Annotated in this window: 16 protein-coding genes and 1 other annotated feature; of the genes, 12 read left to right on the top strand and 4 right to left on the bottom strand. The window is 41.7% G+C overall.

All coding sequences use genetic code 11. The features are described from left to right. The first annotated feature begins 64 nt into the window (after nucleotides 1–64). The 3 genes from rluD to clpB all read left to right on the top strand — a co-directional run bounded on the left by rluD (nucleotide 65) and on the right by clpB (nucleotide 4,460). Entirely contained in the window at nucleotides 65–1,042 is a 978-nt protein-coding gene (gene rluD / locus ACHSBP_RS16045) for a 23S rRNA pseudouridine(1911/1915/1917) synthase RluD (protein ID WP_010560639.1), read from the top strand. Beyond that, the gene (pgeF, locus tag ACHSBP_RS16040) at nucleotides 1,042–1,776 is read left to right on the top strand and encodes a peptidoglycan editing factor PgeF (RefSeq protein ID WP_395389597.1); all 735 of its coding nucleotides are present in this window, start codon (nucleotides 1,042–1,044) and stop codon (nucleotides 1,774–1,776) included. The genes rluD and pgeF overlap by 1 nt, the downstream gene beginning before the upstream one ends. 107 nt (nucleotides 1,777–1,883) lie before the next feature. After that, nucleotides 1,884–4,460 (top strand): ATP-dependent chaperone ClpB, encoded by a 2,577-nt coding sequence (clpB, locus tag ACHSBP_RS16035; RefSeq protein ID WP_010560637.1) that lies wholly within the window; start codon nucleotides 1,884–1,886, stop codon nucleotides 4,458–4,460. Between the two features lie 39 nt (nucleotides 4,461–4,499). Here the strand turns inward: clpB and ACHSBP_RS16030 are convergent, their stop codons facing one another. Further along, complete coding sequence (locus ACHSBP_RS16030; protein WP_010560636.1) at nucleotides 4,500–4,922, bottom strand: hypothetical protein; 423 nt, start codon at nucleotides 4,920–4,922, stop codon at nucleotides 4,500–4,502. A 269-nt stretch (nucleotides 4,923–5,191) separates the two neighbouring features. On the opposite strand from ACHSBP_RS16030, the gene gshA reads away from it, so the two are divergent. Together gshA and ACHSBP_RS16020 are read left to right on the top strand one after the other, a co-directional pair. Continuing rightward, nucleotides 5,192–6,760 (top strand): glutamate--cysteine ligase, encoded by a 1,569-nt coding sequence (gene gshA / locus ACHSBP_RS16025; protein ID WP_010560635.1) that lies wholly within the window; start codon nucleotides 5,192–5,194, stop codon nucleotides 6,758–6,760. A 102-nt stretch (nucleotides 6,761–6,862) separates the two neighbouring features. Further along, nucleotides 6,863–7,468, top strand: a complete 606-nt coding sequence (locus tag ACHSBP_RS16020; protein WP_010560634.1) for a hypothetical protein — start codon at nucleotides 6,863–6,865, stop codon at nucleotides 7,466–7,468. Between the two features lie 129 nt (nucleotides 7,469–7,597). On the opposite strand, the gene ACHSBP_RS16015 is transcribed toward ACHSBP_RS16020, so the two are convergent. Both ACHSBP_RS16015 and ACHSBP_RS16010 read right to left on the bottom strand, forming a co-directional pair. After that, nucleotides 7,598–8,866 carry an HlyC/CorC family transporter gene (locus tag ACHSBP_RS16015; protein ID WP_010560633.1) on the bottom strand — a complete coding sequence of 423 codons (1,269 nt, stop codon included), beginning with the start codon at nucleotides 8,864–8,866 and terminating at the stop codon, nucleotides 7,598–7,600. A 97-nt stretch (nucleotides 8,867–8,963) separates the two neighbouring features. Further along, entirely contained in the window at nucleotides 8,964–9,770 is an 807-nt protein-coding gene (locus ACHSBP_RS16010; RefSeq protein WP_010560632.1) for an inner membrane protein YpjD, read from the bottom strand. 169 nt (nucleotides 9,771–9,939) lie between these two features. Here ACHSBP_RS16010 and ffh point away from each other — a divergent pair, with 169 nt between their 5' ends. The 6 genes from ffh to tyrA all read left to right on the top strand — a co-directional run bounded on the left by ffh (nucleotide 9,940) and on the right by tyrA (nucleotide 15,196). Next, complete coding sequence (gene ffh, locus ACHSBP_RS16005) at nucleotides 9,940–11,319, top strand: signal recognition particle protein (protein ID WP_395389596.1); 1,380 nt, start codon at nucleotides 9,940–9,942, stop codon at nucleotides 11,317–11,319. 199 nt (nucleotides 11,320–11,518) lie between these two features. Beyond that, the gene (rpsP, locus tag ACHSBP_RS16000) at nucleotides 11,519–11,767 is read left to right on the top strand and encodes a 30S ribosomal protein S16 (protein ID WP_010560630.1); all 249 of its coding nucleotides are present in this window, start codon (nucleotides 11,519–11,521) and stop codon (nucleotides 11,765–11,767) included. 16 nt (nucleotides 11,768–11,783) lie between these two features. Then, on the top strand, nucleotides 11,784–12,314 hold the full coding sequence (rimM, locus tag ACHSBP_RS15995; RefSeq protein WP_010560629.1) for a ribosome maturation factor RimM: 531 nt from the start codon (nucleotides 11,784–11,786) through the stop codon (nucleotides 12,312–12,314). Nucleotides 12,315–12,332: 18 nt separating this feature from the next. Further along, nucleotides 12,333–13,079, top strand: a complete 747-nt coding sequence (trmD, locus tag ACHSBP_RS15990; protein WP_010560628.1) for a tRNA (guanosine(37)-N1)-methyltransferase TrmD — start codon at nucleotides 12,333–12,335, stop codon at nucleotides 13,077–13,079. A 34-nt stretch (nucleotides 13,080–13,113) separates the two neighbouring features. Then, nucleotides 13,114–13,473, top strand: coding sequence for a 50S ribosomal protein L19 (gene rplS, locus ACHSBP_RS15985; protein WP_010560627.1), 360 nt, complete (start codon nucleotides 13,114–13,116; stop codon nucleotides 13,471–13,473). A 595-nt stretch (nucleotides 13,474–14,068) separates the two neighbouring features. Further along, a complete protein-coding gene (gene tyrA, locus ACHSBP_RS15980) occupies nucleotides 14,069–15,196 on the top strand; it encodes a bifunctional chorismate mutase/prephenate dehydrogenase (protein ID WP_010560626.1) in 1,128 nt (375 codons plus the stop codon). A gap of 23 nt (nucleotides 15,197–15,219) precedes the next feature. Here tyrA and ACHSBP_RS15975 read toward each other — a convergent pair whose 3' ends face one another. Beyond that, a complete protein-coding gene (locus ACHSBP_RS15975; protein ID WP_010560625.1) occupies nucleotides 15,220–16,377 on the bottom strand; it encodes a chorismate mutase in 1,158 nt (385 codons plus the stop codon). Between the two features lie 24 nt (nucleotides 16,378–16,401). Further along, nucleotides 16,402–16,518, bottom strand: a sequence feature (Phe leader region). 191 nt (nucleotides 16,519–16,709) lie between these two features. On the opposite strand from ACHSBP_RS15975, the gene ACHSBP_RS15970 reads away from it, so the two are divergent. Continuing rightward, entirely contained in the window at nucleotides 16,710–19,727 is a 3,018-nt protein-coding gene (locus ACHSBP_RS15970; protein WP_010560624.1) for an EAL domain-containing protein, read from the top strand. Nucleotides 19,728–19,736: the final 9 nt, after the last annotated feature.

Here is a 19,736-nt window from a genome sequence, read left to right as displayed (position 1 = left end):
ATATTAGCGATTCTAACCGAGTAAGCAATAGCTTGCATTGGATTTTACATAATTAAGCGGAACAATGGCAGAGCAAATTACATTATCAGCTGAAGTACCAATTGAACTGGGCGGTAAACGTCTAGACCAAGTTTTAGCAAAAATGTTCCCAGATTATTCGCGTTCGCGAATTAAAAACTGGATCCTCGACAATATGGTAAAGGTCGATGGTGAGGTACGTAACGTGCCGCGTGAAAAATTAATGGGATATGAGCAGATTGAAATCCATGCTGAACTCGAAACCGAAGTGGTGTTTGAAGCACAACAAATCGACCTCGATAAAGTGTATGAAGACGATCATATTTTAGTTGTTAACAAACCTGCCGGCTTAGTTGTGCACCCCGGTGCCGGCAACCCTGATGGCACTATGCTTAACGCGTTGCTGCACGATTATCCTGATATCGACTCTGTACCGCGTGCCGGTATTGTGCATCGTCTTGATAAAGACACCACGGGTTTGATGGTGATAGCTAAAACAGTACCAGCACAGACCCATTTAGTTGCTAACTTGCAAGCAAGACGCAACTTTACGCGTGAATACGAGGCGATTTGTAATGGCACAATGACCGCAGGTGGCATGGTAGATGCGCCAATTGGTCGTCACCATACAAAACGTACGCACATGGCGGTAACTGAATTTGGCAAACCTGCTGTAACGCATTACCGTGTGGCAGAAAAATTCAGAGCGCACACGCGCTTACGTTTGCGACTTGAAACCGGACGTACGCACCAAATCCGTGTGCATATGGCGCACTTAAATCATGCTTTGATTGGTGATCCGCTATATCACGGCAGACCTCGTCCGCCTAAAAATGCGACTCCAGAGTTTATTGAAGTGCTTCGCAACTTTAAACGTCAAGCACTACACGCGGTAAAATTGGAGCTTGAACATCCAATTACCGGTGAATTGATGAGTTGGCAAGCGCCGATTCCAGACGATATGAAGTTATTAAAAGAAGCGCTTCGTCAAGATACCAAAGCTAACCCTAATATTGGGTACTAGTGGACACGCTTGTAGCAAAGTGGCAAGTACCGAACAGGGTGATTGCCTTTTCCACAACACGACAAGGCGGCGTTTCAAAAGCGCCGTTTGCGTCGTTAAATCTGGCGCAGCACGTAAATGACAACCCGCTAGATGTAGCAGAAAACCGCAAACGTTTAACAGCCCTGTTACCACAAGCCCCTTTTTGGTTATCGCAAACGCACAGTGTTCGCGTGGTGTGTGTTGATGCGCAAACTGATGCAAATCAATTGTATGACGCTGATGCACTTTACACGCAACAGGTGAATCAACCTTTGGCGATTATGACGGCAGATTGCTTGCCTGTATTTGTGTGCTCAAAGCAGGGTGATGAAGTGGCGGTAATTCATGCCGGTTGGCGTGGCTTATTAAATGGCGTGATTGAAAATACACTCAATTGTTTTAAATCGAGCCAATTGATTGCGTATTTAGGTGCAGCAATTGGACCGCAAAAATTTGAAGTAGGTGATGACGTAAAGAGTGCGTTTTGTAACAAGAATGAAGGCGCTATTAGCTGTTTTCAGCCGATTGATGGCAAGCCTAATAAGTACCTTGCGAATATTTATCAGTTGGCACGTATTGTACTTGAAAAGCAAGGTGTTAGCTCAATATCAGGTGGTGAATACTGCACCGTCACGCAACAAAATTTATTTTTTTCCTACCGTCGCGACGGCGTCACTGGTCGTAATGCACACATAATTTATATTGCTGATTGACCTTACTTTTTGTGTAATTATTTTTAACCTATTTTTACCTTTCTCTTGATCTTAAAAAAATTTATACCCATTTATAATTACAGTTAAGTTTTTTAAGGGTATCAAGCATGCGATTAGATCGTTTTACTAGCAAATTTCAAGCTGCACTTGCTGATGCGCAATCATTGGCACTAGGCCGCGACCATCAGTTTATTGAGCCAATTCATTTAATGTATAGCTTGCTTACGCAAACCGGTTCAAGCGTACGAGCATTGTTGGCACAAGCAGGTGTTAATGCCGATGAAATGATGACCAAAGTGTCTGCGGAAATCGACAAGTTATTTAAAGTTGACGGTGTGGGCGGTGATGTTCAGTTGTCACATAATATGGCTAACTTGCTGAACTTATGTGATAAGTACGCACAAAAACGCAAAGACTCCTATATTTCTAGCGAGATCTTCATTTTAGTTGCCTGTGAAGATAAAGGGCCGCTGGGCACTTTATTTAAGCAATTTGGTTTAACGCAAAACAAGATTGAAACCGCAATAAGCGCGATTCGTGGTGGCCAAAAAGTTGATAGCCCAAATGCCGAAGATACCCGCCAAGCGCTTGAGAAATTTACCGTAGATTTAACTGAACGCGCCGAGTTAGGTAAACTTGATCCTGTAATAGGTCGCGATGAAGAAATTCGCCGTACGATTCAAGTATTACAGCGCCGTACTAAAAATAACCCCGTACTCATTGGTGAACCAGGGGTGGGTAAAACGGCGATTGCGGAAGGGCTCGCACAACGTATTATTAATGGTGAAGTGCCTGAAGGGCTGAAAAATAAGCGTGTATTATCACTCGATATGGGCGCGCTTGTAGCCGGTGCAAAGTACCGCGGTGAATTTGAAGAACGTCTCAAGTCAGTTCTCAACGAACTTGCCAAAGAAGAAGGGCAGGTTATTCTATTTATTGACGAAATCCATACTATGGTGGGAGCTGGTAAAAGTGATGGTGCAATGGATGCCGGTAATATGCTTAAGCCTGCGCTTGCTCGTGGTGAGCTTCATTGTGTCGGTGCGACAACACTTGATGAGTATCGTCAGTACATTGAAAAAGATGCAGCGTTGGAACGCCGCTTCCAAAAAGTATTGGTTGAAGAACCAAGCGTAGAAGACACCATAGCGATTTTACGTGGATTAAAAGAGCGCTACGAACTGCATCATACGGTAGAAATCACTGACCCTGCGATTGTTGCTGCGGCAACACTTTCTCATCGTTATATCAGCGACCGTCAATTGCCAGATAAAGCGATAGATTTGATTGATGAAGCGGGTTCACATATCCGCATGCAAATTGACTCAAAACCTGAAGAGTTAGATCGATTAGAGCGAAAAATTATTCAGTTAAAGCTTGAAGATAACGCGTTAGCAAAAGAGACTGACGACGCATCAAAGTCGCGTCAGGCAGATATTCAGGCACAGATCAAACAACTTGATAGCCAGTACAATGAATTAGATGAAGTGTGGAATGCGGAAAAAGCATCGCTGCAGGGCACGCAAGTAATCAAAACTGAGTTAGAACAAGCGCGATTAGATTTAGAAGTGGCAAGACGTGCTGGCGATTTACAGCGCATGAGTGAATTGCAATATGGTCGTATCCCTGAGTTAGAGCGCAAACTTGATTTAGCTTCGCAAGCCGAAATGCAGGATATGAGCTTACTCGTTAACAAAGTTGGTGAAAACGAAATTGCTGAGATCCTCTCTCGTTGGACTGGTATTCCGGTAGCGAAAATGCTGCAAGGTGAACGCGATAAACTACTTTCAATGGAAGCAAAACTGCACGAGAAAGTAGTGGGGCAAGATGAAGCTGTGGTGGCGGTGTCAAATGCGATACGTCGCTCGCGCGCAGGCTTGGCAGACCCCAATCGTCCAATTGGCTCGTTTTTATTCTTAGGCCCAACAGGGGTTGGTAAAACCGAGCTGACGAAAGCGCTTGCCAACTTTATGTTCGATACAGAAGAAGCTATGGTGCGCATTGATATGTCTGAGTTTATGGAAAAACACTCAGTCGCGCGCTTGGTAGGAGCACCTCCAGGTTATGTGGGCTATGAAGAAGGTGGCTATCTAACCGAAGCGGTTCGTCGTAAGCCGTATTCAGTTGTATTGCTTGATGAAGTTGAAAAAGCGCATCCTGATGTTTTCAATATCTTGCTGCAAGTGCTTGATGATGGTCGTTTAACTGATGGGCAAGGGCGCACTATCGACTTCAAGAATACGGTGATTATTATGACCTCCAACTTAGGTTCAGATGTGATCCAAGAGCAAGCAAGTAATAACGATTACCAAGGACTTAAAAACACTTTGATGTCGGTGATTGGTCAGCACTTTAGGCCTGAATTTATTAACCGTATTGATGAAACAGTGGTATTCCATCCGTTAGCACAAGCGCACATTGAAAATATTGCGAAGATCCAATTGCAACGCCTTGAACAACGTTTGCAAGATAATGGATATCAGCTTGAACTTACGGATGCGGCGCTGGCTAAAATTGCAGAAGCGGGCTTTGATCCAGTGTTTGGCGCACGTCCATTAAAACGTGCCATTCAGCAAACCATTGAAAATCCATTAGCACAAACGCTGTTATCGGGTGAGTTCAAAGCGGGAAGTTGTTTTGTTGTTGATTGTCATGACGGTGAAATAGCCATTGCTTCAAAGTAAAACATAACAAAGAAAAAACCACCCAATTGGGTGGTTTTTTTATTCGCAAAATGCTTTTATACGCTGTTGTGCTTGTTTTTTGTATTTATCTTTAGCACTACCTGAAATAGTCACTTCTTGGCCGTTTTCATCAACCTGACTAACTTGGTCGTAATTCTCTAATACGCTTAAATTATGTTTTGCGTTTTCACAGTATTCTTTTTTACGTGCAATCAGTGGATCTGCTTTATCTGAAGCTGTATCGCTACCGAGTTCTAGTTTTCGTTTTTCGGCACCAAACGACGTATGATCTTTTAGCTCAAATGAGCGAACACCACTTTTGTGCGATGGTTCTACATATGAAAAATGGGCAATGCCTTTTTCATCAACCCAACTATAAACGGTTAACTGTTTCGCATCGGCCTTGGCGATGAAGCAGCTAAGGGCTGTTAGTAGCAGGGTTATGACAGTAAACCTGTACATAGTTTAACTTTCCTTTGACTAAATATAATGTAACTATAGCGCAAGCTTTTGGCTAAGGCTACTGCCTTTTTAAGCGCTGGTTATCTACCTAAGCTACTAATCTCATTATTCTTTTAGGTAGAGTAAATAATCTTGTACTAATGCTATTAAAATCTAGTTACGAATAATTTTACCATCGCACCTTGAGGTATCGTAATGTTGACCATACATTGTTAAGATATTGAAAAAGCGACCACCTTACTAGGACTCGCGGTGAGAGGACTGAATTTTTGAAAACAGTGTCAATAGATTCGATACTAAGTACCTTATCTGAACAAGGCTCAGCGAGCGTATTAAAGGGTATCAAACGAGGTGTCGAGCGAGAGTGTTTACGTATAGATAAGCACCGTCTTGCAAAAACGTCACATCATAATGCGCTTGGCAGCGCGCTAACGCATCCATATATCACAACCGATTTTTCCGAGTCTTTACTTGAATTTATTACGCCTGCCTGTAGTGATATCGAGCAAACACTTGCGCAGCTTGAAGATATTCATAAATTTACGCTAGCAAACATTGATGGCGAAGAGTTGTGGCCGTTGAGCATGCCTTGCTTTATTGAAGATCAGGATGAAATTCGATTAGCAGACTATGGCAGTTCAAACGTCGGTAAAATGAAGACTTTGTATCGCCAAGGGTTGAAAAATCGTTACGGCAGCATGATGCAAGCAATTGCCGGTGTGCATTTTAACTTATCGTTTCCTGAAGCGTTTTGGACACAGTTGCAGCAAATTGAAGGCAACAGCAATAAATTAAGTGATTATATTTCAGGTAAATACTTTTCGTTGATTCGAAATTTCAAACGAGAGTTGTGGCTGATCAGCTATTTATTTGGCGCATCTCCAGCATTGTGCAGTTCGTTCTTAGGTGGACGTAAAACTAATTTACCATTTGAGTCATTAGGTAAAGGCACATTATATTTACCTTATGCTACGTCATTGCGATTAGGTGATTTAGGTTACACCAACAGTGCGCAGTCAAGCTTGCGTGTTACCTACAACAGTCTTGAAGAATATTTAGAGGGCTTTAAGCAAGCGATTTCAATGACTTCTGATTTGTATCAGCAGTTTGGCGATTACCGCGACGAACCAGCAAAGCAGCTTAATCAAAATATTTTGCAAATTGAAAATGAGTTTTACTCACCGATCCGACCAAAGCGAAACGCGCAATCGGGGCAAACGCCAAGCGAAGCACTCGCTGAAGGTGGAGTAGAGTACATTGAAGTGCGAGCACTTGATGTTAACCCGTTTTCTGAAGTTGGGATCAGCAAAGAACAGATTCAGTTTTTAGATGTATTCTTACTTTATTGTGCAATCAAACCAGCACAGGACCTTGCGTGGCAAGAACAAGTAGAAACCCAGGCAAACTTAGATCTTGTTGTTAATCAAGGACGTGAGCCTGGATTAGCATTGTCTAATAAAGGCAAAGCGCATTTACTCAGTGATTGGGCTGGCGATATTTTCACTGAGCTTAAGAAAATTGCGAAACTCTTTGACGAGGCATTTGGTACTCAAGAGTATAGCGCGGTGATTAGCAAGCTTGAACAATCTGTTGCAAACCCTGAATTGACTTATTCAGGACAGTTCTTAGCGCATTTGCTGGAACAGCAAGAAGATAATGGTTATTACGCGCTAAAACTGGCAAGTGAATATAAACAGAATACGCTTGGCAAAGGCTATCAAGTATTTGATCAAGCCTTGTTTGAACGTGAAGCAGTGGCATCACACAACAAGCAAAAAGAAATAGAGGCCAGCGATACGCAAAGCTTTGTTAAGTTCTTAGATGATTATTTTAAGTAATAAAAAACGCGGCTAAATGGCCGCGTTTCACTTTCAGGGATGAAACAATGTGTTTTGCTTAATAATTGAGATAGGGTTTTGACACAAAAGTTCAAAATTATTATGAAAAAAATTATCCCACTTGTACTTACCGCCACATTAGCCGGTTGTGCCACGCCACCACCGCAAAACCCGAATAACCTATGTGATATATTTTTTGAACATCGAGATTGGTATTTTGATGCCAAAGATGCGCAAGAAAAATGGGGAGCGCCAAAGCACTTACTGATGAGTATGATGTTTCAGGAAAGCTCTTTTAAGCATAATGCAGCGCCTCCAATGGAATACTTCCTCGGCTTTATTCCAACGGGTAGGGCGAGCTCTGCTTACGGATATTCACAGGCAAAAACACCAACATGGAATGATTATGTAAGTAAAAGTGGCAATAGCGGCGCAGACAGAGACGATTTTGCCGACGCTATCGATTTTATGGGCTGGTTTGTTTACAACACTCATAAAATAAATGGTGTATCGAAGTGGGATGCATACGGGCAATATTTAAATTACCATGAAGGGTGGGGCGGCTATCGCCGTGGTACCTACAAGAAAAAAGCATGGTTAATGAAAACGGCGCAAAAGGTGAAAGTGCGTACCGGTAATTATGGTGTGCAGCTTAAAAAGTGCGAAGATGATTTAAATAAAAATTGGCTACAACGTTTGTTTAGTTAACAAGAAGTTTTAGCCTTCAGACAACAGGTTTTAGACTATTACTAAAACCTGCTTTTAATTTCTGCTGAAACCTGAAACCTGAAACCTGAAACCTGAAACCTGAAACCTGAAACCTGAAACCTGAAACTCTTAGTTCTTATACTCAGGCATAATTCTCGCCAGCTTGATGGTGTTTTCATTTACCTCAACAATTTCGATAGGGTAGCCTGAAATACGCATACTGACTTTTTCGCTTGGAATATCTTCTAAAAACTCGATAATTAAACCGCTTAAGGTCTTCGGGCCATCGGTCGGAAAATCCCAATCCATTTCTTTATTGAGGTCGCGCACGTTGGCACTGCCATCAACTAAGAATGAACCATCTTGTTGCGGGTGCACGTTTTCACTCAGTGTTGGTGTCATGCTGGTGGTAAAATCACCCACTACTTCTTCAAGAATATCTTCTAGGGTTACGAGGCCTTGAATATCTCCGTATTCGTCTACCACAATACCAATACGCTCTTTTGCTTGCTGAAACTTAAGTAGCTGTACGTTTAACGACGTACCTTCTGGAATGTAGTAGATTTCACGTACTGCGCGAAGCAAAGTCGCTTTCGTAAATTGCTCTTTAGTCAGTAAACGTAGCGCGTCGCGAGCGTGAATAAAGCCAACTGTGTCGTCAATATTTTCACGGTATAGCAAAACACGGGTATGTTGTGCATGGGTAAGCTGACGCATAATCAGCTTCCAATCGTCGTTTACATCAATCGCCACAATTTCGTTGCGAGGAACCATTACGTCTTCAACTTTTACTTGCTCAAGGTCAAGAATCGATACCAACATATTTTGGTGACGTTCAGGTAATAAAGCAGCGGATTCGTTCACTACTGTTTTAAGTTCTTCTTTACTTAAACTGTGCTCTTCAATTTGCTCAGGACTAATGCCAAACAGTTTTAAAATACCATTGGTTATAAGGTTTACTAAAATAACCAGCGGGTAGAGTAACTTGAGTAAAAAGTTAAGAATAAATGAACTTGGAAAGGCCACTTTCTCAGGATACAGTGCTGCTAATGTTTTTGGCGTTACCTCAGCAAAAATCAAAATGACAAAGGTTAAACCAAAAGTGGCAACGGCAATACCGATTACGTCACCAAATAAGCGAATACCGATAATAGTTGCAACAGATGATGCCGCAATATTAACAAGGTTATTGCCAATTAGGATTAACCCTATCAGTCTATCTGGACGTTGTAACAGCTTGCTAACCCGTTTGGCGCCTTTATGGTGTTCTTTTTCAAGGTGTCGTAAACGATATTTGTTTAGCGACATCATGCCCGTTTCTGAGCTAGAGAAATAAGCTGAAAGTAGTATCAATACACCAAGAATGATGAATAAAGTACTCGTCGATATGGCGTCCAATGAGGGATCCTTTAAAAACTGTCGAAAGAGTATTAACTCTTAGTTGAGGTGATTAGTCAAGTGCTCTATTTGTATAAGCTAATTCGTACCAAAGGTACTAAAACTTACCCAAAATAATTTCTTGAACAAAGCGGCTACCAAAATACGCAAGCGTAAGTAATGTTGCCGCGCAAATTGTCGTAATTACACTGCTTTTGCCGCGCCAGCCACGGTACTTGTGGCCCCACGCAACAGTGACAAATAACGCCCAGGCAAGTAACGATAATACTGTTTTATGGATATAGCCTTTATCAAACATATTATCGATAAATAAAAAGCCTGTTGCGAGGGCAAATGTAAGTAGCAACGAGCCCATTGAAACCAGGTGGAATAACTGCCTTTCTACCAGCATTAAAGGCGGTAAGTGACTGGTCACTATCGACATGTCTTTTTGCTTTAAACGGCGATTAATAAAGTAAAATTGAATTGCGTATAAAGTCGCAATAATCAGCACGCAGTAGGCCATAAAGGCAAGCGAAATATGCGACACCAATCCGAATTCAAAATTAACCGATTGCAAAATAACATGATGCGGAATAAATAAACTGGCGATTAATAAAATTGCGGCAAAGCCATACACAACCGGCAGTAATAAGGTGGCAGGAAAGCGCAAGGAAACGGTCGTTACCGACACCACAATTAGCCAACATATTAATAGTGCAACGTTGGCAAAGCTGAGGTCTTGCCCGCTTTCAGTGAAAATCGAATTAACAATCACAGCAAGGTGCAACAAAATAGCAACAGTGCTAAGCAACAAAGTCTTCTTTTGATTTGGGCCTTGCTTATCAAATAACTTACTCACCACATGCATAGTGGAAAGGCTATAAAACAGACTCGCAATTACAGTTAAAACAATTAAATTCATGACTTTGTTTAAAATCGGTTTCGATTAAAATTTTTACCTCATTGTATTTTATCAATCGCTAAAAGCCTAGCCCAGAATAGGAAAATAACCTTTAGTTACCGTTGCAAAGCTTTTTTATTCCTGTTTCTTAGGTATAATTCTCGCAAAATATTAGTTTGGATTAACGTGAATGTTTCAGAACTTACAGGAACGCCTTGGTAAAACCCTGAAAAATATCAGTGGTCGAGGCCGATTAACTGAAGACAATATAAAAGATACGCTGCGCGAAGTGCGTATGGCACTACTCGAAGCGGATGTAGCCTTACCGGTAGTGCGTGAATTTGTAAAAACAGTTAAAGAACGTGCTGTAGGTGTTGAAGTCACTAAAAGTTTAAGCCCAGGTCAGGTTTTCATTAAAATCGTTCGTGAAGAACTTGAAAAAGCCATGGGTGAAGCAAACGAAGAGCTTAACTTAGCGGCACAACCGCCAGCGGTTATCATGATGGCAGGTCTGCAAGGTGCAGGTAAAACTACCAGTGTTGGTAAGCTTTCTAAGTTCTTAAAAGAGCGCAAAAAGAAATCTGTGTTAGTTGTGAGTGCCGACGTGTACCGTCCAGCTGCGATTAAACAGCTAGAAACCCTTGCTAACGAAGTTGATGTGGAATTCTTCCCAAGTGATGTTTCACAGAAACCGATCGATATTGCCAATGGCGCAATTGACCACGCGAAAAAGAAATTCATCGATGTCGTAATTGTTGATACCGCAGGTCGTTTGCACGTTGATAACGAGATGATGGAAGAAATCATTGAGTTACACGGTGCGATTAAGCCGGTAGAAACACTCTTTGTTGTTGACTCAATGACAGGTCAAGATGCTGCGAATACCGCAAAAGCATTTGACGAAGCACTGCCACTAACCGGTGTTGTACTGACTAAAACTGACGGTGATGCCCGTGGTGGTGCTGCACTATCAATTCGTCATATCACAGGTAAGCCAATTAAGTTTATTGGTGTCGGTGAAAAAACTGATGCGTTAGAACCATTCCACCCAGATCGTGTTGCGTCACGTATTTTAGGTATGGGTGATGTGCTTTCTCTAATTGAAGAAGTCGAAATGAAAGTCGACAAAGAGAAAGCTGAAAAAATGGCGAAGAAGGTAATGAAGGGCGATGGCTTTACATTAGAAGACTTCGCTGACCAATTACGCCAAATGAAAAACATGGGTGGCATGATGGGCATGCTTGATAAGCTGCCGGGTATGTCAAACTTGCCAGATGCGATTAAAGACCAAGTTGGTGATAAAACCTTTAATCAAATGGAAGCCATCATTAGCTCAATGACGCCAAAAGAGCGTGAGCGCCCAGACATCATTAAAGGGTCTCGTAAAAAGCGTATCGCTGCAGGTTCTGGTACGCAAGTGCAAGACGTAAATAAGCTATTAAAGCAATTTACACAAATGCAGAAAATGATGAAGAAGATGAAAGGCAAAGGCGGCATGATGAAAATGATGCGCAATATGAAAGGCATGATGCCACCTGGCATGATGGGTGGCGGCGGCCCGAAATTCTAAACTTTGCAAAGTTGTTAAAAAAGCACCAGTTTTGGTGCTTTTTTTGTATTGATGTTGGTATAACTGTCACAAAGTAGCCAAAAGAGTGCATTTTAACTTGCAATCAGAGTAAAAATTCGTACAATTCTCGGGCTTCCCGTTAGGGAAGTAAAATTAGTTTTTATGTTAATGAAATCAATCAATCTATGTAGAGGACGGTATGGTAACTATTCGTTTGCAACGTGGCGGCGCTAAGAAGCGTCCATTCTATCAAATCGTGGTTGCGGATAGCCGTTTCTCGCGTGATGGTCGTTTCATCGAGAAAGTAGGTTTCTTTAACCCACTAGCTCGTGGTCAAGAAGAATCACTTCGCCTAGACCTTGATCGTGTAGATCACTGGGTAGGTCAAGGTGCAGGTCTTTCTGATCGTGTAGCTAAGTTAGTTAAAGACGCTCGTAAAGCGGCTTAATAGGCGTAATGTAACCATGAGTCAAGAGCAAGCCAAATTTATAGCAGGCAAACTCGGCGCCCCTTACGGCATTAAGGGTTGGCTTAAGGTTCATTCATTTACTGATGATCCCGAAGGGATCTTTGATTTCAGCCCATGGTTGATAGGGCAACAAGGAAACTGGCAAACCGTTGAAGTGGTCGACTGGCGTCGTCACAACAAAGGTTTTATCGCCAAGTTGGCAAATGTTGAAGACCGTGACCAAGCAAATGTGTTAACAAATGCTGAAATTGCTGTTTTTGAAGAACAATTGCCAGACTTACCTGATGGTGAGTTTTATTGGCGAGATCTCATCGGTCTTACTGTAGTAACTGATAAAGGTTACGATTTAGGTAAGGTCGACGACATGCTAGAAACAGGTTCTAATGATGTTTTAGTGGTTAAAGCTAACCCTAACGACGGATTTGGAAAAGGTGAACGTTTAATTCCATATTTAACCGAGAGCGTAGTGTTAAAGGTGGATTTAGATGCTAAAGAAGTTACCGTAGACTGGGATCCTAGCTTTTAAATGTCGCAACAGGCACACATGTGGTTCGGTGTTATTTCACTGTTCCCTGAAATGTTTGATGCGGTAACAAAGCAAGGTGTTACTGGTCGCGCAGTTAAAAACGGTTTAATCGATTTTAACTGTTGGAGTCCGCGTGATTATGCTTTTGATAAGCATAAAACTGTGGATGACCGCCCATACGGCGGTGGCCCTGGTATGCTAATGATGGTGCAACCATTGCGAGATGCCATCGATGCAGCGAAAGCTTCAGCGGGTGAAGGGGCAAAGGTAATCTATCTATCACCACAAGGTAGAAAGCTAGATCAACAAGGTGCGCAAGAACTTGCAAACCATAAAAAGTTGATTTTAGTGGCAGGTCGTTATGAAGGTATAGATGAGCGGTTAATTGAATCACACATTGACGAAGAATGGTCAATTGGTGACTTTATATTATCCGGTGGCGAACTCGCTGCAATGACATTAATCGATTCAGTATCTCGTTTAGTGCCAGGCGTGTTAGGTCACAATCAGTCTGCCGAGCAGGATTCATTTTCTGACGGCTTATTAGATTGCCCTCACTATACACGGCCAGAATTATTGGATGGTAAGCAGGTGCCCGCTGTATTGCTCAGTGGAAACCATAAAGAAATCGCTCGCTGGCGCTTAAAGCAACAGTTGGGTAGAACTTGGCTTAGACGTCCGGACTTGTTGCAAAACCTAGCTCTGACTGAGGAGCAAGCAAGGTTACTCGCTGAATTTCAGCAAGAACATAATGTTTGTGGCTAGAAGACAGTTACTCCTAGGAAATGTGAGAAATATAATGGCAAAAGTAAACCAAAATATTATTAAAGTGCTTGAAGATGAGCAACTTAAATCTGACGTACCAGAGTTCGGCCCTGGTGATACAGTAGTTGTTAAAGTACGTGTTAAAGAAGGTAACAAAGAGCGTCTACAGGCGTTCGAAGGTGTGGTAATCGCTAAGCGTAACCGTGGTCTTCACTCTTCTTTCACTGTACGTAAGATCTCAAGCGGCGAAGGTGTAGAGCGTGTTTTCCAAACACACAGCCCACTAATCGACAGCATCGAGCGCAAGCGTCGCGGTGCAGTTCGTCGTGCTAAGCTTTACTATCTACGTGAGCGTTCTGGTAAGTCTGCACGTATTAAAGAAAAACTTAACTAATACGTCTGAACTTTCAGAATCTAAACAGGCTGAGCTTTGCTCAGCCTGTTTTGTTTTTATAAAACAAAAAATTACCTATCAAACAAAGAACGTATCTACACAAGCCTACCAGATTCAACTCATTATTAACTTCGATAAACTCTTAATTGATGTGCGTTGCGGGTATTATTGAATTACACACCAAACCTTGGTAGTCACAGCAATACGAATTTACTCAACAAGCCTCTAATTCTTCGCACACTACTAACTATACTGTGGAGAGGTTTGCTGATTCACTTACTTGAAATTGTGATATTTGTATTATCTGATTTAGGCAACATCGTTGGTGAGCTGAATATTTGCATGTGATATTCAGGTTTATTGATGTGGAATAACCTCTTAAAAATAGCGACTCCAGAACTTAATGTCCTAAGTCTGTTAAAAATTCCGCGCTGTATCTAACAAGAAAGCTAACACCCTAGAAAGAGTTCTTAAATATGGGCTAAATAGCTAACTTGTATAACGTATTTAATTTTAACACTTTTACTCAGCGAGATAGCTTGATATTATTTTGTATATATTAATTTACTTGCTGTAAAGAAAGGTTTACTTTGTAATGGGCGCACTGAATACGTTAAGAGATCAAATTGATGAATGTGATAGGCAACTTGTTGAACTATTAGCTAAACGAAATCATATCACAGCTCAAGTTGGCGCTTATAAGCAACAACAAGGTCAACCCGTTTATGTACCATCGCGAGAAACCGAATTAATTGATGCACGGCGATCACAAGCAATTGCTGCTGGGGTAAGCCCAGAATTAGTCGAGGATGTATTGCGTCGACTTATGCGTGAATCTTACCAAAATCAACAACTCGGTTTAGCGTGCGTTGCGCCGCACTTATCGCCAATGGTGATAGTGGGTGGTAAAGGTGCAATGGGCCAATTGTTCATGCGTCAGTTAGAGCGCTCGGGTTATCAGGTGAACGTGCTTGATAAAGATAATCAAAGTGAGCGTGATAGTTTGTTATCTGAAGCACGTTGCGTGATTGTCTCTGTGCCAATTCATGCGGTTGAATCAGTTATTGCAGATATGCCAAAACTACACCCTGAGTGTTTATTGGTTGATATTACCAGCGTTAAATCATCACCACTCAAAGCGATGGAAATTCACCATCAAGGACCGGTACTGGCATTACACCCGATGTTTGGTCCCGATATTCCTCATTGGGTAAAGCAAACCGTTGTTGTTTGTCAAAATAAGCCCTGTGACGTAGCGAGTTCCTTACTTGAACAGCTTACCGTGTGGGGTTGTAATTTAGTGTCTATGGATGCTAAAAAGCACGATGAAGCGATGCAAATTGTGCAGGTAATGCGCCACTTAACGACCTTTGTTTATGGTCAATTTTTGGCGAAACAAAGCCATAGCCTTGAAGAAATAGAATCTTGCTCTTCGCCTATTTATCACTTGGAATTAATGATGGTAGGGCGCTTATTTGCACAGTCGCCAGAGCTTTACAGCGATATTATGTTAGCGCAATTTGAAGACGTCGCACCTTTGATGAAAGAGTATTGTGAGGTTTTCCAACAAACCTTTGAAAAATTGAAGGAAAATGATAAAGCGGGATTAATTGATGACTTTGCCGCTGCAAAAACCTTTTTTTCAGATTCTGCCAGTACCTTTTTAAGTCAAAGCAAAGCGTTATTGAGTAAGGCAAATGACGCGAAAGTGTTAGATTATTAAAAAGGGGCTTAGCGCCCCTTTTTTTATTCAGTTGCAACGCTTACGGCGCTCAACGTTTCACTTTGGTAACAACCAAGAATACGAATGTAGGCAGTCACTTCTTTAAGCGCATCTAGCGCTTTTTTAACTTCTGGCAAATCGATGTTTGCTTCTAGATCAACATAGAATACTTCTTCCCATGGATTCCCCGGTACTGGGCGAGACTCTAATTTTACTAGGTTAATGTTATGCTGTTTGAAAATCATCAGTGCATCAGCAAGCGCACCGGCTGACTGCTTAGTTGCCATAATTAATGTTGTTTTAGTCGGGATCTGCTTAGATACTTTAACTGCTTTACGCGCAACAACAATAAAGCGGCTGTGGTTATGGCTTTGATTGGCGAGGTTAGGCTCAAGTACCACTAATCCAGCCTTGCGAGCTGCGTCTTCAGATGCGATTGCAGCACCTGCATCATCTTGTAGCGCTTCTTTCAGTGCGCTTGATGTTGAGTCGCTGTAGGCCAGTTGTACGCCGCTTAAATTACTAATAAATTGGCTGCATTGAGCAAATGGTTGCGGGTGACCGTATATTTTCGTCACTTCTTCAATGGCAACTCCCGGGCTTGCTACTAAACAATGTTCTACCGCTTGTGTTAGTTCGCCAACAATCGATACCTGTGTGTGCTGCAATAGGTCATATACTTCGTTAATACTGCCTGAGCAGGTATTTTCGATTGGTAATAAACCAAAATCGGCCTGTCCAGTTTCTACTTTATTGGTGATTTCATTAAAGCTACTGCACCCTAGTTCAACAAGTTTGCCAGGGCGACGACTGAAGTATTTATGGCATGCAAGCTGGCTGTATGAGCCCTGACCACCCAAATAAGCAACGCGATTCGTTTCTGTGTGCAGATCTGGATTTAGGTTCTGCTGCAACATTGCTTGTTGATGCAGTACAGAATCTTCAATGATGGTTTGAAACACACGATTTACGTAATAACCGTCAAGCCCCAGTGAACTGCCATAACTAATGAGTTTTTCTAGTAACGCCTGTTCACGTTGCTCATCACGGATCGGTTTGTTGTTGGCAATTTTATACTCAACAACGCCGTGGCTGACGCGACGTCTTTTGGCGAGTAAGACTAGTAACTCCGAGTCTATCTCATTGATATCCCGACGTAGGGACTCAAGTGCATTGGACATTTTCTTTTCCTCATTCCCAATTGCAAAAAAAAACCTCCCAGTGGGAGGTTTAGTTTGACTTTAGCTTGTTCGTGACAAAGTCGCCTCCCGAGTTACGGATGGTGAAAAAAGAAGCTAAAGTTAAAGATTAATTTGTTCATATACCCGAATTTAGAAATAAGTGTTGTTAAAGTCAACAGTAAATTGAGAGTAACTTATGCCAAAACAGATTTTTTCATTATTTATTATGGCTTTTTTGCAATAAACCGAAAAAAAGGTGTAGAAATTAGTGAGATTCTTTTATAGTTCCAAGCACCACAATCAACGAGTTGCAGCAGAAGTAAGGTTACATTGTGAACTCTAAACATTTGGATGCGAGTTTTGGCATTAACGCACTTAGTACCAAGTTATCCATATTAATATCAGCCATTTGTTTAATAGCTGGATTATCTGCTGCGTACTTGATGGTTAAATCTGAGCGCAAACAACTGCTTTTTGAAGAGTTTGGTGTGCTAACAGAGTTATCGAAGCCATTTGTTAGCCGTTTTGAAAACCTACTTAATGAGAAAAAGCGCATCGCAATTGATGCCAATACCATAGTTACAGAAGCCCTTTATTCCGAAAGCGCGCTTGCTGAAAAAATCGTGCCGAGTAAGTTGGTTTTTGGTAAAGACGGCAGTATTCGCAGCTCTTCAAGTACCAATGTTGCGGGTGTTCGTTCTGCGGCTTTCCTTCCTCAGCAAAGCTATAGTCACGAATATAAACGTATTTTTTCGCAAACAGAAAAAGTATGGTCGCAAATCGCGCCGATTTTAACCGACGAAACCTTTTTTAATTTTTACTTTATTAGCCAAGACCGTTTTATTCGCATATCGCCACCAAACTGGGCGTTAAATGTGCCGGCAAGCCATGACTTTAGGCAGGATGTTTTTTACGAAATTGGAACGCCTGAATTTAACCCTAACTTAGAAGCAACCTGGACCCCCATTTATTATGATGACATTTGGGAGCGCTGGGTTATTAGCCTTATTGTACCGTTACATTATGGCGGAGAATTTAAAGGCGTTACTGGCAGTGATATTGAGTTGCCAAAGCTGCAGGCGATGTTCCCTGACAAAGTGGGTGATGCCAAGCTGTTTGTGTTAAACGGCAAAGGACAAATTATTCAGTTTGAAGGTAAAACAGATATTATCAATCGCCTCAGCGGCAGCATGAACGATTCGTTGGATACTAAAAACCAGTTACCAGATGAATTGCGTAATCAAGTAGACCAACTATTAACAAGTCAGCGTCATGAGTTGCAGGGTGAATTTGCCATTGACGACAGCAAGCATATTTTCAGCATCAAAAAGTTTAGTGATTTTGATTGGTATATTGGTGTTTATAAAACCCATTCTGAAGCACTTTCGGCGATTGATGAAATAGAAGTAAAGTTTTTTGGCTTGTTTATTTTATATGCTGTGTTGGTCGTATTGTTGCTGCATCAAACGCTTTCTCATTTAGTAATTAAACGTATTAAAGCATTGGTTGCAAGCTCGCGAGAAGTTGCAAGAGGGCAATTTACTACGGCGCAAAACCTAACGGTTAACAAAGACGAAATCGGCTTGCTCAATTTTGAGTTTGGCGCAATGGCAGGCAAGCTCGAAAAGACCATGCGTGATTTACGCCAAGAGCTAGATGAAAAAGAGCAAGCAGAGCAGCGCGCAAGAAGATTATCAAAAGCCGTTGAATTCTCTGGTTCAGCTATCGTAATTACCGATGAAAATCTCAATATTGAATACGTGAACCCTAAATTGCTTGAAATGACAGGGTTTGAGAAAAGTCATTTTATTGGACAACCATTACTTGTATTAATGGAACCCGATATGATGATTTTGGTTGAGGATATCGTTCAGGACTTACTTTCGCGCCATCACTGGAAAGGTGACACGTTACTGCATAACAATGACAAACGTGCACTTTGGGTGTCGTTATCTGTTTCACCAATTCGCGATGATAACCACAAAGTTTATAGCTATGTTGCTTCTGCGCAAGACATTTCCTTTGTAAAAGAAAGTCAGCGCAAAATGGAACAGTTGGCGTATTACGACACGCTAACAGGGCTTGCCAACCGTGCGTTATTTAGAATGCAGCTTAAAAAATCTTTAGCCTTAGCATCGCGCGGCCATTACTCGTTTGCTCTGTTCTATTTTGATTTAGATGAATTTAAACGTATCAATGATACATTAGGCCATGATGCGGGTGACCAACTGCTGTTGGAAGTAGCACAACGCCTACAAAAGCGTCTTCGAGCTGAAGATACCATTGCCCGTCTTGGTGGTGATGAGTTTGCTGTGTTGCTCAGTGGTATCGATGACCGCGAAAAAGCCACAGAAGTGGCACTCACCATCCAAAATACCTTAAGCCAGCCAATTCGCTTAGGTAGTAACGAGGTGATTGTTAGCGCCAGTATCGGTATTACAATGGCATCGGATCAAAGCCCTGAAGAAGATGTGTTACTGAAACATGCCGATCTTGCAATGTATGAAGCAAAAGCGTTAGGTAAAAACACTTATTACTTCTATAACGACACCCTTGATGCCGCGGCAAAAGAGCGATTATTTATTGAAAATGAACTGCGCATAGCGATTAAAGAACAACAGTTCGAGCTTTATTATCAACCGCAAATTGATATTACCAACGAGAAGATAGTCGGTTTTGAAGCACTGATCCGCTGGCACCACCCAACACTTGGGCATATTGCGCCAGATAAGTTTATTCCAATTGCTGAAACAACTGGGTTAATTGTTGAATTAGGTGAGTGGGTATTGTGGGAATCGTGTGCATTTGCTCAGCGTATGGCGCTTAAAGATCATGAGAGCAGCATCTCTATTAATTTATCAGCACGCCAATTTAAAGATACGAGTCTAATTCCTTTACTAGAAAAGGTGATTAAGAAAACAGGTATCGTGCCTGAGCGCGTGCACCTAGAATTAACTGAGAGTATGCTAATGGGCGATGTTGAAGGCTCTATTAAGCAAATGCATCAATTAAAATCGCTTGGGCTATCGTTGTCGATAGATGACTTTGGTACGGGATACTCGTCACTCAGTTATTTAAAACGCTTCCCACTGGATATCTTAAAAATTGACCGCTCATTTATTAAAGATATTCCAGAAGATAGCAATGATATGGAAATTACTGCAGCAATTATCGCTATGGCGCAAAAGCTTAATTTAGAGCTGGTTGCTGAAGGCGTTGAAAGCGATGAACAAATTGAGTTTTTAAAGCTGAATAAGTGTGATGTAGTACAAGGTTATTATTACAGTAAGCCGGTACCAGAACATGAGATTTCGTTGATGATAGATAAAATGAAAGGTATACACTTTTAGCGTTTAATT

The sequence above is a fragment of the Pseudoalteromonas sp. XMcav1-K genome (assembly GCF_044005875.1).
GTDB lineage: Bacteria > Pseudomonadota > Gammaproteobacteria > Enterobacterales > Alteromonadaceae > Pseudoalteromonas > Pseudoalteromonas spongiae.
Note: the sequence above shows the minus strand (reverse complement) of the source record. Positions and strands in the feature narration are given on the sequence as shown.